Origin of the sequence: Paenibacillus sp. FSL H8-0034 (assembly GCF_038000305.1) — a bacterium.
Classification (GTDB): Bacteria; Bacillota; Bacilli; order Paenibacillales; family NBRC-103111; genus Paenibacillus_S.
Genome location: NZ_JBBOBS010000001.1, coordinates 1438550 through 1453498 on the forward strand (window position 1 = coordinate 1438550; position 14949 = coordinate 1453498).

Annotated in this window: 14 protein-coding genes; 7 read left to right on the forward strand and 7 right to left on the reverse strand. The window is 47.8% G+C overall.

The features are described 5' to 3' along the window. Positions 1-31 precede the first annotated feature (31 nt). The 3 genes from NST47_RS06565 (at position 32) to NST47_RS06575 (ending at position 3203) form a co-directional block, all read left to right on the forward strand. Entirely contained in the window at positions 32-1609 is a 1578-nt protein-coding gene (locus tag NST47_RS06565; RefSeq protein WP_408638395.1) for a peptide chain release factor 3, read from the forward strand. 59 nt (positions 1610-1668) lie between these two features. Then, positions 1669-2208 carry a CcdC protein domain-containing protein gene (locus NST47_RS06570; RefSeq protein WP_341154400.1) on the forward strand — a complete coding sequence of 180 codons (540 nt, stop codon included), beginning with the start codon at positions 1669-1671 and terminating at the stop codon, positions 2206-2208. A gap of 224 nt (positions 2209-2432) precedes the next feature. Beyond that, entirely contained in the window at positions 2433-3203 is a 771-nt protein-coding gene (locus NST47_RS06575; RefSeq protein WP_341154401.1) for a YheC/YheD family protein, read from the forward strand. Here NST47_RS06575 and NST47_RS06580 read toward each other — a convergent pair. From NST47_RS06580 to NST47_RS06605, 6 genes are all read right to left on the reverse strand, one after another. Continuing rightward, entirely contained in the window at positions 3198-3890 is a 693-nt protein-coding gene (locus tag NST47_RS06580) for a YceI family protein (RefSeq protein ID WP_341154402.1), read from the reverse strand. The two genes, NST47_RS06575 and NST47_RS06580, sit on opposite strands and share 6 nt — an antisense overlap. A gap of 294 nt (positions 3891-4184) precedes the next feature. Then, entirely contained in the window at positions 4185-5129 is a 945-nt protein-coding gene (locus NST47_RS06585; protein WP_341154403.1) for an iron-hydroxamate ABC transporter substrate-binding protein, read from the reverse strand. 22 nt (positions 5130-5151) lie between these two features. Next, positions 5152-6168 carry a FecCD family ABC transporter permease gene (locus NST47_RS06590; RefSeq protein WP_341154404.1) on the reverse strand — a complete coding sequence of 339 codons (1017 nt, stop codon included), beginning with the start codon at positions 6166-6168 and terminating at the stop codon, positions 5152-5154. Further along, on the reverse strand, positions 6169-7164 hold the full coding sequence (locus tag NST47_RS06595) for a FecCD family ABC transporter permease (protein ID WP_445667443.1): 996 nt from the start codon (positions 7162-7164) through the stop codon (positions 6169-6171). 154 nt (positions 7165-7318) lie between these two features. Then, entirely contained in the window at positions 7319-8764 is a 1446-nt protein-coding gene (locus NST47_RS06600; RefSeq protein WP_341154406.1) for a HAMP domain-containing sensor histidine kinase, read from the reverse strand. A 2-nt stretch (positions 8765-8766) separates the two neighbouring features. Next, entirely contained in the window at positions 8767-9480 is a 714-nt protein-coding gene (locus tag NST47_RS06605) for a response regulator transcription factor (RefSeq protein ID WP_341154407.1), read from the reverse strand. Between the two features lie 554 nt (positions 9481-10034). Between NST47_RS06605 and NST47_RS06610 the strand changes: the two genes are divergently transcribed. From NST47_RS06610 to NST47_RS06625, 4 genes are all read left to right on the forward strand, one after another. Continuing rightward, entirely contained in the window at positions 10035-11063 is a 1029-nt protein-coding gene (locus tag NST47_RS06610; protein ID WP_341159617.1) for a LacI family DNA-binding transcriptional regulator, read from the forward strand. Between the two features lie 102 nt (positions 11064-11165). Continuing rightward, on the forward strand, positions 11166-12326 hold the full coding sequence (locus NST47_RS06615) for a Gfo/Idh/MocA family protein (RefSeq protein WP_341154408.1): 1161 nt from the start codon (positions 11166-11168) through the stop codon (positions 12324-12326). Between the two features lie 49 nt (positions 12327-12375). Beyond that, positions 12376-13098 carry a ThuA domain-containing protein gene (locus NST47_RS06620; RefSeq protein WP_341154409.1) on the forward strand — a complete coding sequence of 241 codons (723 nt, stop codon included), beginning with the start codon at positions 12376-12378 and terminating at the stop codon, positions 13096-13098. A 278-nt stretch (positions 13099-13376) separates the two neighbouring features. Beyond that, positions 13377-14480: a Gfo/Idh/MocA family protein gene (locus NST47_RS06625; protein WP_341154410.1), complete on the forward strand. Its 1104-nt coding sequence runs from the start codon at positions 13377-13379 to the stop codon at positions 14478-14480. Positions 14481-14636: 156 nt separating this feature from the next. Here NST47_RS06625 and sspI read toward each other — a convergent pair whose 3' ends face one another. Then, positions 14637-14906: a small acid-soluble spore protein SspI gene (gene sspI, locus NST47_RS06630; RefSeq protein WP_341154411.1), complete on the reverse strand. Its 270-nt coding sequence runs from the start codon at positions 14904-14906 to the stop codon at positions 14637-14639. Positions 14907-14949 lie beyond the last annotated feature (43 nt).

Consider the following 14949-nt stretch of genomic DNA (forward strand, 5'->3'; position numbering starts at 1 on the left):
TATGAAGGAAGGAACAACACAACCCATGAGTATGAACATGCCACAGAAGATGCAAGAAGAAGTTGAGAAACGCCGCACCTTTGCGATTATTTCTCACCCGGATGCGGGTAAAACGACATTAACGGAGAAGCTGCTGCTGTTTGGAGGCGCGATTCGCTTGGCCGGTACGGTCAAAGGCCGCAAGGCAAGCAAGCACGCCACCTCGGACTGGATGGAAATTGAGAAGCAAAGAGGGATTTCTGTTACATCAAGCGTGATGCAGTTCGATTATGATGGCCATCGCGTCAATATTCTGGATACACCGGGTCACCAGGATTTCTCCGAAGATACGTACCGGACGTTAACCGCGGCAGACAGTGCCGTGATGCTGATCGATTCTGCCAAAGGGGTCGAGCTGCAAACGAAAAAGCTGTTTCAAGTGTGTCGCAAACGGGGAATCCCGATCTTTACCTTCATCAATAAGATGGACCGCGAGGGACAAAACCCTTTTGAGCTGCTGGAGGAACTGGAGCAGGTGCTTGGGATCAGATCTTACCCGATGAACTGGCCTATAGGCTCGGGCAAGCAGTTCCGTGGTGTCTATGACCGCCAGCAGACGCAGGTCGAGCTGTTTCAGGGCGACGATCATAAAATGATTGAAGTGCGCAAAGTAAGCGGCTATGAGGACCCACTGGTCAAAGAAATTGCAGGCGAGTTTTTCTACGATCAGCTGATTCAGGATCTGGAGCTGCTGGATGTAGCAGGCGATCCGTTCGACTACGAAAAAGTGCAAAGTGGCGAATTGACTCCAGTGTTCTTCGGCAGCGCGATCAATAATTTCGGCGTGCAGACCTTTCTGGAAAATTTCCTGGAGCTGGCGCCTATTCCAACACCACGTAGAAGTACTCAAGGGGATATTGATCCGCTTAGCGAGCAATTTTCCGGGTATGTATTTAAAATTCAGGCGAATATGAACCCTGCGCATCGGGACCGGATTGCTTTTCTACGTATTTGCTCCGGTAAATTTGAGCGTGGGATGTCCGTGAAACACGTTCGTCCAGGCAAGGACATCAAGCTGGCTCAACCGCAGCAGTTTCTGGCACAGGACCGCGATATTGTTGAGGAAGCGTATCCTGGTGATATTATCGGGCTGTTTGACCCGGGTATTTTTCGAATTGGCGATACGTTGTGTCAAGGCGGCAACTACGAATTTGATGAGCTGCCTACCTTCTCCCCAGAGCTATTTTCCAAGGTGACTGTCAAAAATGCACTTAAGCATAAGCAGTTTCAAAAGGGTATTGATCAGTTGACAGAGGAAGGCACCATTCAAGTGTTCCGTACGATCGGCTTTGACGATATGATTCTCGGTGTAGTCGGCCAGCTGCAGTTTGAGGTATTGGAGTACCGGATGAAGGCAGAGTATGGTGTTGAGGTACAGCTGCAGCGGATGAACTTCCAGTTCGCACGTTGGATTGTAGATAAGGATGTCGATCCTGCCAAGTTCCGGATTAATTCACAGCTTGTGAAGGATAAGAAAAATAATTTCGTCGTGCTGTTTGAGAGTGAATACGCGATGCGCTCGGCAATGGACAAAAATCCGACTGCGCAATTTTTGGAGAATGCTCCTTGATCTCAATGTGCTAAGGATTCGATATCTACCCTATACAATGGTTAGGAGGAATGATCCACATGGAGCATTTGGGGCCTACATTGCTTATTATGGCATTGATTGCCTTTGGGATTTACCGTAGGGTGAAACGGACGATCGGTTTTCAGAAGCTGAACCGGAAACGGCTTATATTTCGTACGACGATTTTTGGTGTGTTAGGCTGCGTGTTTCTGTATGCAGGTCTGCTGCATCCAATTCATTTTATTGCCGATGCGATAGGCTTGGCTGTCGGGCTGATCCTTAGTTACTACGCTATCAAGCATATTCAGTTTGAAAAAAGAGAAGATGCTTGGTACTATCGCACCCATCTGTGGGTTGAAGTAACTTTAATTGTGCTGCTGCTGGGGCGGATTGTGTATCGACTGCTGGCTATGTATTACATGCAGAGCGACTCGGGAATGACCGGGGCAGCTGCAGCGCCGACACTGGAAAGCTATACGAAGGATCCGCTGACTGTAGGCATATTCTTTGTATTGATTTCGTTCTATATCCGCTATTTTACTTACCTGCTGCGTAAGCAGAGGGAGCTGGATGGGCCTGAAGCGCATTTGACTTCATAACGTCGGTTCAGCTAGCAGGGCAGCTCCATAGGAATTTAAATAGCACAAATAAGCAGTCCCACAGGGGCTGCTTATTTGTGCTGCAGTGGCTTGCGGAAAGGATCAGAGAAATTTGAAGCGCCCTTTCAAGTAGCGCCGCATGTGCATACAATAGGTTGAAAGTGGGAGATATTCACACTCATGTTTGTTACTGCTCAAGGAAGCTTGAAGAAAGGTGGAGCCGAATGCGCAAAGTAAATTATAGTAGGCATATTGTAAGTAAATGGAGAAAAACAAGCGTGATGCTGCGTAATGCCAAGCTGCGTACTTATGTGCCCGAGACGAGAAAAATGACGCGTACCTCTCTGCACGACCTGCTAAATCAATATGGGATGGTCTATATCAAACCGGATAGCGGCACTTACGGCAACGGTGTTATGCGTGTGGAAAAGAGCTCTGTCACGGATGGGAAGCGTTACAAGTATCAGAATGGAGTGGTGAAAAAATCATTTTCCGACTTTGATGATCTTTACAATTCGATCCGAAAACGCACAAGAAAACGACTATATCTCGTACAGAAGGGCATCCATTTAACCAAATACAAGAATCGGCGTTTCGATATTCGAGTTATGGTTCAACAAACGCCGAACAAAAATTGGGAATCGACGGGTGTCATAGGTCGTGTTGCGCATCCCAAAAAAATCGTTACGAATGTCCATAACGGAGGTACGCTTAAACCGATAGGGACGCTGCTTTCCGCGTATGTATCCGGCTCCGCGAAGAAAAAATATATTCATCGCTTGCGAAAGCTTGGACTATCTACAGCGCGTCAGCTTCACACGACCTATCGCGGACTGAAGGAAATCGGCCTGGACGTGGCATTGGATGATAAGCTGCACCCGTGGGTGCTTGAGGTGAATACTTCTCCCGATCCTTATATATTCAGACGTCTGAAGGATAAGTCCATCTTCGGGAAAATTCGCAGATATGCAAAAGCGTATGGGAAACGGCTATAGCTTCAATACAAGTCTGAGCTGGACCGTCACATTGTTTTGGGCCTCTAATAAAACCGTATGCGGGTTTTTCATACCATAATCGGCGAAGGTTACGACTGTACTGCCCTCCACATTCAAGGCACCTTGACTGTATAACGCTTCACTGGTAAAGGTTACGTCCTTCGCGATGTCTTTGATTGTGAGGGTTCCGGTCATGGTGAATGAGACCTTGCTGCCTTCCTTCCACTCCTTAGGGAAGTTATCAAAGGATTTCACGGTGAACTTGGCTTCCGGAAATGTAGCTGTGTTTAAGCTATCATTTCCTTTGACATGGTTGTCTCTTTGCGGATTACCTGATTGCAGCACGGTCGTATCGACGATGCCTTCTGCTTTCATGAGGTTCGGCTCAGCAGTATTGATGACCCATGATCCCTTGACAGAGGCGCCTTCAATATTCACGGTTTCCTTGGAGGTCGTTACGGAGAGATACACTTTAGAAGCCGGCTGGATGGTCCATAATCCGTCCAGCTTGGCTGGTACAGCAGCTGTCATGCTGTTGGTGGGAACAGAAGTAGTTGTGGTCGCAGCTGTTGGAATAACCTGTTGAATGGTAATGTGATTCCCGGCATAGTAGTCATAAGCTGCATAACCGCCACCTATTAGTACAGCCGCTGCGCCTAACGCAAGTATAGTTTTTCTAATATTCATGGAAAAGCCTCCTTTTACATATGAGCCGGTAGCCTGAAGTGGCATGACGGACATCATTGTACTATAACACTACGATAAGTAGTGTTGTTGCTTAAAAAAATAACAGCACTGCAACACGGCAGAGTGTCAAGGGTCAAGCCTGTGGTGGAGTTCAACTGCTTTTCAGTAGTATACGATTACAAACTGAATGCTCGCTGAATGGAAACTGAGCATGAGCTTAAAGAGCCTGTACTGAGCACAAGAGCCATGTAGTCTGCTGACCACATGGCTCTTGTGAATACAATTGGGTCTAGATTACTTGGCGAACTTCTTCTCGGCATCATCAAGTGCCATTTTGGTACCAAGCGCGGAGTAATCCAACCACGGTTGATCAGGAATCAGATAGACGTGTTGGGATTTTACAGCCTTGAGACCTTGCCAGATCGGATTGCTTTCAATTTGTTTAAATAATTTCTCGGCTCCATCTTCTCTGTTCACGATAACGAAGATTGCATCCGCATCGTAGTCCGGCAATACCTCTTGAGAGATCACGTCAAACGCTTTGTCCTTGCTTACTTTCTCGACGCCTTTGGCCGGCTTAAGGCCAAGGTCTTCATACAAGAGAGGACCCATGGGGCGTCTCGTTCCGAATACGCGCAGCTCCTTGGCAGTTACACGAACGGCCATTACGGTAGCGTCCTTGCCAAGCTTCGTATTGATCAGTCCTTTTACACGTTCCTTCTGGGCTTCATAGTCTTTAATGAACGTCTCGGCTTCCTTGTCGCGATCGACTAGCTTACCGATTTTTTTCAGGTGATCCCGCCATGTGCCTTCATCAAGATCGAATACTACGCTCGGAGCGATTTTTTCGTATTTGGAAATATCTTTGCCGGCATACTGCTTATCCAGATAAATAACATCAGGCTTCAATGACAAAATGGCCTCCATATCCGGTTCGGTAACGACACCGAGAGGCTTGGTGTCTTTCAAACGATCGGCTACGTGAGGCAGGAACGCTTTTAAATCGCCACCGATTACAGATCCGACCGGAGTAATACCAAGCGCCAGCAAATCATTCGTTAAGTGAATGGAAACCGAAGCGATTCTTGGTGCTTTGGCTGCCGGTTTGTCGTTTGCTGCTGCTGCGGGAGCAGCTGCGGGTGCTGGCTGTGGTGCCGCTGTCTGAGGGGTTGGTTGAGCGCATGCGGAAACAGTAATCATCGATACGGCGCTTAACAGGATCATGAGTGTCTTTTTCATAAGGTCTCCTTAAGATTGAGTTTTATTTGGATCTGGTAAGTAAATATAAGAAATACGGAGCACCGATGGCGGCGACTACAACTCCTGCAGGAATCGCGTTCGGCTGAAATAAGGAGCGTCCTATCGTATCTGCAACGACCAAAATGACGAGCCCTATAAGACCTGCTATCGGTAAAAAGTGTTGGTGCATCGGTCCGACCAAACGACGTGCAAGATGAGGAGCAACCAAGCCGATAAACCCGATTCCTCCGGCCATCGCTACACTGGCGCTGGATAAAGCGACGGCAGTTGCCAATAGTAGTAATCGCTGCTTACGTACGGCCGTTCCAATACCAGTCGCTACTTCATCTCCAAGCGAAAACGCATTTAGTGCTTGGGTCTGGAGGAAGCTGTAAGGAACAAATATGAGAATCCATGGAAGCAGGGCATAGACGTGAATCCAATCCCGTCCCCAGACATTGCCAACCAGCCACCTTGCAGTGAATGCATAGGTCGTTTCGTCCAGTCGAAGCGATAAAAACAAAGTGATCGCACTGAAGCCCGCAGCTACTGCAATTCCTATTAATATGAGGCGAATAGGCAGCAGGCCTCTTTGGCGGTCATAAGCGAGCAGAACAATCAGAAAGGCTGACAAAACACCACCTGTTAAAGTGAATAAGGGAATCAGCAGAGCAGAGGCGTCCTTCATTGAATGAAAAAAACTGACGAAGGCAATCAGTCCAAAAGCAGCTCCAGCATGAAGCCCGAGAATACCGGGATCAGCCAGTGGATTGCGGGACAATCCTTGTAAAATAGCACCGGAAACACCTAATCCGATACCAGCCAGCATCGTGATCAAAATCCGCGGCAGGCGATACTCGAACAAAACCAGCTTGTCATCGGGACTGCCATGGCCCAGAAAGGTTTGAATGACCTGAAGGGGAGCGAGCCGGATCGTTCCAGTGTTCAAGCTGATCAGGATGACGCACAAGCCGATAATGAGCAGGATGATCCCGACCTGGATCGTTTTTTTGCTCCTGTTTGATACTTGCTGCTGCATCTATAAACTCCTCCTTTCTTTACGAGCCAGATAAAGAAAGAAAGGAACGCCGACCAAAGCGACCATGATGCCAAGCGCAAGCTCTCGGGGTGGGTTAACCATTCTGGCGCCCATGTCGGCGACAACCAGCAGTACGGCACCCAACAAAGCAGAGAGGGGGATAATGAATCGATAATCGACACCGACCAGCTTGCGTGCGATGTGTGGGATAACCAACCCGACAAATCCAATCGCACCCACAGCAGAAACCGATACCCCGGCAAGAATCACAGATGCGGTCATGCCCAGCAGTCGAATCCGCTTCGTGTTTACCCCAAGATTAATGGCTACGTCATCACCCAACGATACCAGAGAGACCGAACGCCCCATCATGAAGGCCCATACGATAGTAATCAGAATAACTGGAACTAACAGCTGCAATTGTACCCATTTGACCCCGGCAACACCTCCGGCGTACCAAAATGCTAAATCCTGAGCCAAATTGTAATAAATCGCAATCCCTGAGCTTAATGAATGCAGCAGAGCGGCTACCACTGCTCCCGCGAGGGTGAGTCTTAATGGGGTTAGGCCGCCTGGAGCTGATCTGCCCAGCATAAAGATAAATAGCGTACTGAGCACAGCCCCGGTAAAAGAGATCGCAATTAAAGCCGAATAAGGCAAATTAGGGAAAAATGCAAAGCTAAGGGCCACGGCAAAGGTTGCACCCGAGTTGATTCCGAGTATCCCCGCATCCGCCAGCGGATTACGTGTCACACCCTGCATTAAAGCTCCAGCGACAGCGAACGCCGCGCCCATAACCGCTGCTCCTATTACCCGAGGGAGCCGCAGCTCATGAATGATCTGGTGTGCGGTCAGCTTGGGATTATAATCGATGACGGCTGTCCATACGGTGCCAAGTGTCATCTCTTTGGCTCCGTAGGAGATAGCCAGAAACATCGCCGCTACTAAAACGAACAACGAAATGATAAAAATAAGGCTAAAGGAAAAGAGCTTCATACTCGAAGTAGCTTGTAATTTTCTCATAGGATTGCTGTGTTGCTTTCGACACCTCCAGCGTACGGATCCTCTTATGTATGAGCAAAAATACGATAATGATAATTATTATCAGTCGAAATTATACGTTCTTTTCTATAGAATAGCAAGAGAGAATTTAGGATTTCACCTTGGGAAGCGTAATCATAAAGCTAGAACCGATCCCTGGTGTACTGCTCGCTTCAATCGTGCCTCCATGAGCTTCCACGAGCTGCTTGACAATGGACAGACCGAGTCCGGTTTCACTGCTGCTCTTGGCGCGGGATGGGTCAGCCTTATAGAAGCGTTCCCAAATAAGAGCAAGCTCCGCGCTAGTCATCCCCCGTCCGGTATCGGTAATATCAATCAGGGTGGAGGCTTCGGTTTCTGTCGCTGTGAGCCGGATCGTACCGTATTCGGTAAATTGAATACTGTTTTTGATCAAATTGATCAGAATTTGGGTGAGCCGATCGTAATCGCAATAGACGACCAGGTCAGAGTCGCATTCAATGACAATTTGCAGCTTTTTGGCTTCGATCAGCACTTCCAAGGTTTCCACAACCGTCTCGATAATTTCACGCAGCGGACTATTATTCTTAACCAGCGTGATCAAGCCATTTTCGATCTTTTCCATATCCAGCAGCTCATTGATCAGACGAATAAGACGAAAGGTTTCTTTTTCGATAATGGCGTAGTATTTGTGCTTATCCTCAGGTTCTGTGACGAGATTGTTTTTCAAACCTTCAATAATACCCCGTATGGAGGTGAGTGGTGTACGCAGTTCGTGGGATACATTGGTCATAAAGGAGTGGCGGCGTAATTCGTATTGCTCGAGTTTTTGAGAGGATAGCTCCAGCTGTACTGCCATCGCGTTGAAGTCGAGCGCCAAATCACCCAGCTCATCGGAGCGAATGATCGGCATACGGGCAGCATAATTCCCGGCGGCGATCCTGCGTGTGGCATGGCGCAGTGGTTGAAGGCTTTGACTCATCCTGCGGGATATATACATGCTTATAAGGGCTGCTATCACAAAAATAAATGCTGCTGCATATCCAACATTTCGATCCAAGGTCAATAAGGTTTCCTTGAAACCAGCTGCAGGGGAAAAAATGAACAGGTACATATCGTTCGTTTTGCTTTTCGGATGAATGGGTTTGGTTAAGACGACAAGCGGCTGCTCGGGGCTGCGGTCAACGATGAAGCTTTGATTGTCTTTGATGGACATGATACGGGCACGAAGGCCATCCAAAAATGCTTTATTGCGCAGAGCGGCCGACATTTTGGAATCGCGGTACACAATCTCTCCGGTTTTATCTAAAATAATAAAAGATATTTTACGCTCGGATAGCAAACCTCGATAAGCCAGGAGCGGTGCTGTCGGTTCTTCCTCTTCACGGGTTAGCAATCGGACAATAACTTTGCCTGCGCTGCTCAGCTCCTCCGTTACATGTACATATGATTGCTGTTTCAAATAATAAACAAAGCCTGCACCTGTCAGAGCAAGAATCAGAATGGATACGAGCATATGACTTATAAATTGGCGTTGAAAAAAAGTGAAGCGATAATGCAAACGTTTCTTCCCCATTGTCATTCCTCCAGCTTGTAGCCTATGCCCCATACGGTGACCACGAGTGGGTTCTCAGGTGTTGATATTTTGTTGCGCAGCCTTTTGATATGGACGTCTACGGTTCGTTCCTCACCTATGTAGTCGTAGCCCCAGATGCTCTCGATAAGCATATCGCGGGTAAATACCTTTTTCGGGTGGCTAACAAACAGGCACAGCAGCTCAAATTCCTTGGGAGTCAAATTTGTCAGCGCAGCTCCACGTATAATAACGGTCCGGGTATCCAATTCGATCCGAATGTTCTTGTGCTTCAAGATGTTCAAAGAATCGTGTAGATGATGCGTAGGCTCTGATTGTAAATTGGATGAGGCCGTACCAATATGATAACGACGATGGACCGCTTTGATTCTGGCAATCAGCTCCATCGGGCTGAAGGGCTTGACGACATAATCATCTGCGCCGCTTTCCAATCCGAGAATCCGATCCTGCTCCTGTTCCCGCGCGGTAAGTAATATAATCGGTGTTTGCGTTAGGGTGCGAAGCTGTTTGCAGAGGCTGATTCCATCTTTGCCAGGAAGCATCCAGTCCAGAATGACGAAATCCCAGCTTTCCTCAAGCAGACGCTGCTCGGCATCCCATCCATCATGGACGAAGGTGGTATCATAATGTTCTTTTTGAAAAAAAAGCTGCAGCATTTCGCATACGGATGTATCGTCCTCAGCTACGAGCAGTTTCATAGAAAATCCCCTCCGGGCTTGGCAATTCGTTATTTCAAGCATAGTCGCTCGATCCCTCAATAGCAATATCTTGATGGCTCGGAAGATTGCTGAATAGGTATTGCTGTGCAATGAGAAATAGGGGAAGCTAAGTTATCTAGATTATGTATTGACATGGGAAGCGTCCCGTGAGAAAATGTACGCGTGTACATTGTGTGAAATAAAGCTATAAAAAGATGCTTTCGAATTACTTTTTATCAAGTTCGTGAGAAGCTTGTAAGCAGAAGGTTAATGAAGCTAGTGGGTTTGTCAGTTAATATGCTATTTAAATTAGTTAGTTAGTTTGTTTGTTGTACAAACTCAAAGAGTTTGGTGAATATATGAGCGGAGCGACCGTGGTGTTCTGGAGATAGCGGAGCGGTGCCTTTGTTTCCTGAATTTTACCGCTATATGTTATAAAATAATTCCGGAAACAACAGCAATCGGAGGAATACTTCGGTCGCGCAGCGGATCTTTATTCACCGTACTTCTCACGAAGTCATTTTGCTTCATAAACCTGAAGGAGGGATCGTCCTATTGTAACCAGGAAGGAAGTTGCTGAGCTGGCAGGTGTATCCGAGGCTACAGTTTCCCGTGTTTTTAATGGTGTAGGACCCATGAAAGCACAGACGAAGCTGCGGGTTCAGGAGGCTGCCAAAACACTTAACTATCACCCCAACGCGATAGCTCAGAGCTTTGCCCGCCGCAAAAGCGGAAATTTGGGCGTTGTACTTCCCTATTTGCCGAAGGTTCATTTGTTCTCAACGTATTATTTTTCCGAAGTGTTAAGCGGTATTGGCGCCAAGGTGAAAGATAAGGGTTATGATCTGCTGCTTACCTTTCGTTCGTTGGACGAAGAGAGCGATTACATTGAACGATTCCGTTCGCAAAAGGTGGATGCCTGCATTATTCTGGGGGCCAGTGATACTCCGCAAGAAAGGGAACAGCTAAAGACGCTGGAGTCCGAGGGGCACCACTTCTGTCTGGTCAATCAGCATTTTGCCGGTGAAAGCTTTAATGAAGTAGATGCGGATCACATCGGCGGCAGCTATCGTGCAGTGAAGCATTTGATGGAAAAGGGCCATAAGCAAATCGCCTTTTTGAATGGCTCCTCGCAATTTTCCAATAGTGCGGATCGATATGAAGGCTACAGGAAGGCAATGGGCGAAGCAGGTAAGGATGCCGAGGCACTTCGTAATTTGTATTATGAAGGCAATTACAGCCGTACCAGTGGATACAGGATGGCTGCAGCATTATATGAACGCAGGCACGAGATCGATGCGATATTTGCGGCGAACGACCGCATGGCGATAGGTCTTATGCAGGGCTTGCGTGAGCTTGGCTGGGAAGCCGGCAGGGATGTCGCGATTGTCGGTTACGATGATTCGGATGCGGCCCGAGTGACGGACCCGCCGCTCACAAGCGTGGCCGTTCCCTTTTATGATATGGGCAGTCTGGCAGCCGAGCGTCTGCTGGCACAGGTGAACGGTGAGCAAGGCAGCTTTCAGGTCAAGCTGGATACCGAGCTTGTCGTTAGACAATCATGCAGCAGAAATTTTAGTTAAGCTGCATGTTATTCAGATAGTTGATACGCAGAGCAGCGAATGTTGTACACCACATTGCAGATGAAAATCCAATGTAAAACTTTGAAGGAGGCGGATTCTAGTATGAAGCAAATTAATATCGGGATGGTCGGTTATAAATTTATGGGCAAGGCACACAGCCATGCTTATCGTGATTTACATATGTTTTTTCCGAAGGTTGCCAAGCCGGTTATGAAGCTGATCTGTGGTCGTGATGAAGAGGGTGTCGCTCAGGCAGCTGAACAATTCGGCTGGGACGGTTATGTGACGGATTGGCGGGATTTGTTGAATAACAAAGATATTGATGTGATCGATATTAATGCCCCAAGTAATGCGCATATGGAAATTGCTTTGGCAGCGGCAAAGGCTGGCAAGCATTTGTTCTGCGAGAAGCCGCTGGCGCTGACACTGCCGGATTCCAGGGAAATGCTCAAAGCAGCAGAGGATGCAGGCGTGAAGCATATGGTGGGCTTCAATTATCGTTTTGCACCTGCTGTGATGCTGGCCAAAAAGCTGATTGATGAAGGCCGTTTGGGTGAGATTTATCACTTCCGTGCCTGGTTCCTGCAGGATTGGATTGTTGACCCGGATTTCCCGCTGGTGTGGAGACTGCAAAAGGAAATTGCCGGATCCGGCTCTCATGGAGATTTGGGCGCACATCTGATTGATTTGGCGCATTATTTGATTGGTGGCATGACCGAGGTGATCGGGATGAGTGAAACATTCATTAAAGAACGTCCTGAGCCTACATCGATGACAGGCTTGAGTGCGAAGGGAAGTAAGGATGCGCCCAAGGGCCCAGTTACGGTCGATGATGCGACATTGTTTATGAGCCGTTTTGCCAATGGCGCGCTCGGCAGCTTCGAAGCAACCCGTTTTGCACCCGGACATCGCTGCACGAATTCTTTCGAGATTAACGGCAGCAAGGGCAGCGTGAAATTCGATTTTGAGCGAATGAATGAGCTGCAGGTTTATTTTACAGACGATGCTGAGGATGTTCAGGGCTTCCGCCGCGTGTTGGCAACCGATCCTTCTCATGCCTATATGGACGCTTGGTGGCCAGCCGGTCATACCATTGGATACGAGCATACCTTCATTCATGAGGTTGTCGAGCTGATGCAGGCCTTGGAGGAAGATCGTCAGCCTGTGCCTAATTTTGTTGATGGCGTGAAGTGTCAAGAGGTACTGGAAGCGGTAGACCGTTCCATTGCGGAGCGCCGTTGGGTTCGAATTGACGAAGTTTAGAAGTCAGCTTACAATCATCCAATCTTACTAATTAAAGGGAGCGTGCAGAATGAAAAAAGCATTGATCGTTCAAGGCGGCTGGCAAGGTCATCAGCCTAAGGAAGTATCAGAAATTTTTCGTGTTGTTTTGGAGGAAGAAGGCTTTGAGGTTGAGGTGTCCGATACACTGGAAGCTTTTGCAGATGCCGAAAAGCTGTTAGGACTCGATCTAATTGTGCCTGTATGGACGATGGGCGAGATTGATAAGCAGTACGCCAAAAATGTCTCGGAAGCCGTACAAAGCGGAGTTGGACTAGCAGGCTGCCATGGCGGTATGTGCGATTCGTTCCGTAATAATGTGGATTGGCAGTTCATGACGGGCGGCAACTGGGTAGCTCATCCGGGCAATGATGGAGTGGAATACGTAGTTAACATTAAAGGCAGCACAAGTCCGCTCGTAGAGGGCATTGAAGATTTTACCGTTTCCAGCGAGCAATATTACCTTCATGTGGATCCGGCTGTTGAAGTATTGGCAACTACAAGATTTCCTGTGGTCGAAGGCCCTCATTCCTTGAATAAGGCAGTTGATATGCCTGTGGTCTGGACCAAACGTTGGGGAGTCGGACGCGTGTACTACAACTCGCTCGGACATCAAGCCAACATCATTGACATCCCGCAGGTTAAACTGCTCATGCGTCGTGGCTTCCTATGGGCGGCAGAGGGCAAAACTCAAGCAAGCAACAAGGCATCTACCACTGCTGCGTACTCGGGTATGGGTGATAGTCAGGTTTAAATCGGCATTCATATGTATTAGAGTTTGTTCACAAAGCCATCTTTTGATCACGAAGTTATACACGTTGCTGACGCGGCATCGAATCTTGCATTCAGGCTCGAAGTGTGGTGCTCATTTAGGTATAGCCTAAACTCCGCTCCTCCTTCATTACAGCTTACGAAGCGAGTTTTCAGAGAAAACTTTAACTTCTTGGTGCTGAAAAGCCGACTTTTTGAACACGTGCTATTTAGTAAAAGGGATACTTAATAAAATTGGCAAGCAGAGAGGAAGCATTGAAAATGGAAAAGGTACGTGTAGGTATAATCGGCTGCGGTAAAATCAGTGCTATTTATTTTAAGAATTGCCAAACATTTTCGGCTTTAGAGGTTACAGCGTGCGCTGATTTGAATGTAGCGAGAGCAGAAGCGAGTGCAGAGGAGTTCGGTATTGCCAAGGCTTGCTCCGTTGCCGATCTATTGGCGGATCCAGACATTGATCTGGTCATTAATTTAACGATTCCGGCAGCTCATGCTGACGTATGTATACAGGCGCTCGAAGCAGGTAAACACGTATATGTGGAAAAACCGTTAGCGGTAACCCGCGAAGAGGGTCAACGGATTTTGGCTGCTGCGAAGAAGAACGATCGATTGGTGGGCAGCGCACCGGATACTTTCCTGGGTGGCGGTATCCAAACTTGCATCAAGCTGATTAACGATGGTTGGATCGGAACTCCGATTGCTGCCAGCGCATTTATGATCGGTCGCGGTCATGAGCATTGGCATCCGGACCCAGAGTTCTATTATGCGCCAGGTGGCGGTCCTATGTTCGATATGGGTCCTTATTATTTGACTGCTCTCATTGCTTTGCTGGGTCCTATTCAACGGGTGACGGGCTCCGCCAAAATCTCCTACCCAGAGCGGACGATTACAAGCGTTCCGAAATTTGGGCAAAAAATCAAAGTGGAAACACCTACGCATGTTGCAGGCGTGCTCGATTTTCACAGCGGCGCTATTGGAACGATTATTACAAGCTTCGATTCCTTTGGCGGTTCGCAAGTACCGCGCATTGAAATTTACGGAAGTGAAGGCACGCTAAGCGTACCAGATCCGAACACATTCGGTGGGCCAGTATGGGTACGTCGTCACGATGCGAAGGAATTTAGTGAAGTGCCACTAATTCACGGCTATGCAGATAACAGCCGTGGTCTAGGCGTGTTGGATATGGCTTTTGCCATTCGCAACGGTAGATTGAACCGCGCTAACGGGGAGCTTGCGTATCACGTTCTTGAAGCGATGCATGGCTTCCATGATGCATCCGAGCAAGGTAAGCATTATGTGATGCAAAGCACTTGCGACAAACCTTTGCCGTTGCCAAGCGGATTGGTTAGAGGCATATTGGATTAAGCTTACCAAGATTTGTTAAAGTAAAAAGCCACTGTGGACCGAGCTGCTTGTAATCGCAGCATTCGGATCCAGACAGTGGCTTTTTACTATTTGCTTATGCAATCCGTGGTATAAAGCACTGAGCATCCTACACAGGACCCAATCATTCCACGAATGTTAAGCCAAATGCTCCTTCAAAGCCGTGACCATTTGCGATTGAGCACTTTTTTCGCTGTGCTGCCAAATGATTTCGAACAATACACCCAAACCGGGCAGCACCTGCTCAGCCCCACCGACAGAGTCCTCGATAATACCCGTCAGCTCGTCATCATTTTTATCCGTCACGCGTTGAATAATGGCTTCTCTAAGGGTAATGTTCATAGTAGTTTCCTCACTTTGCTCACTGAATTTACTTGATTTAATATGTGCCAAATTGCTGTGGTTCATGCTTGGTTATGGAGAAATCATTTTATGGTATAATAAAGCACAA